Consider the following 1,011-nt stretch of genomic DNA (forward strand, 5'->3'; position numbering starts at 1 on the left):
GGGAGCTTCTCGGCCAGGGCGTCGACAACCCTGTCGAACTGAGCGTGCACGGCCTCGGCGTCGGGTTGGTCGTAGATCGAGTGCAGCAGCGCTTTGACCCAGCCCCATGAGGACTTCGGGGTCGCGGACATCAGGTTCGCTGCGTAGTGGGTCCGGCATCGCTGCCAGGCTGCGCCGGGCAGGGTCGCGCCGATCGCTGACACCAGGCCGGCGTGCGCGTCGCTGGTGACGAGCTTGACCCCGGCCAGGCCGCGGGCGGTCAGGTCGCGGAAGAACGCGAGCCAGCCGGCGCCGTCCTCGCTGCTGGTGACCTGCACGCCCAGGATCTCGCGGTGCCCGTCGGCGTTGACGCCGGTCGCGACCAGCACGTGCACGGGCACCACGCGGCCGCCTTCGCGGACCTTGAGCACGAGGGCGTCGGCGGCCACGAACGTGAACGGGCCGGCGTCCTCCAGACGTCGGGTGCGGAACTGCTCGACGTGCTCGTCGAGCTCCTTGGCCATCACCGAGACCTGCGACTTGGACAGCCCCGTGATGCCGAGGGTCTGCACCAGCTTGTCCATCCGCCGCGTGCTGACGCCGAGCAGGTAGCAGGTCGCCACCACCGAGGTCAGGGCGCGTTCGGCACGCTTTCGGCGCTCCAGCAGCCACTCCGGGTACAGGCTGCCTTGGCGGAGCTTGGGAACCGCCACATCGAGCGTCCCGACCCTGGTGTCGAGGTCGCGGTGGCGGTAGCCGTTACGGGAGTTGACCCGATCCGGCGACCGCTCGCCGAAGCCGGCGCCACAGACTGCGTCGGCCTGCGCCGACAGCAGCGCGTTGACGAATGTGGTGAGCAGGTCCCGCATGAGATCGGGGCTCGCTTGGGACAGCTGCTCGTTGAGGAACTGGGCAGGGTCGATACTTGGCACAGCGGTCATCAAGGTGTCCTTCTTCGAGTCGGTTGTGAGAGATCACTCGAAGGATCCACCTGGTGGCCGCGCCTACGTTGCAGGCACGCGCTCACTCAGG

General features: G+C 68.7%; 1 protein-coding gene. It reads right to left on the minus strand.

Annotated elements, in window-relative coordinates; translation table 11 throughout:
• A partial coding sequence (locus tag ACYVAQ_RS23370; protein WP_460793016.1) for an IS256 family transposase occupies positions 1-920 on the minus strand: 920 nt, incomplete at its 3' end.
• Positions 921-1,011 lie beyond the last annotated feature (91 nt).

This window comes from Nocardioides maradonensis, assembly GCF_054777115.1.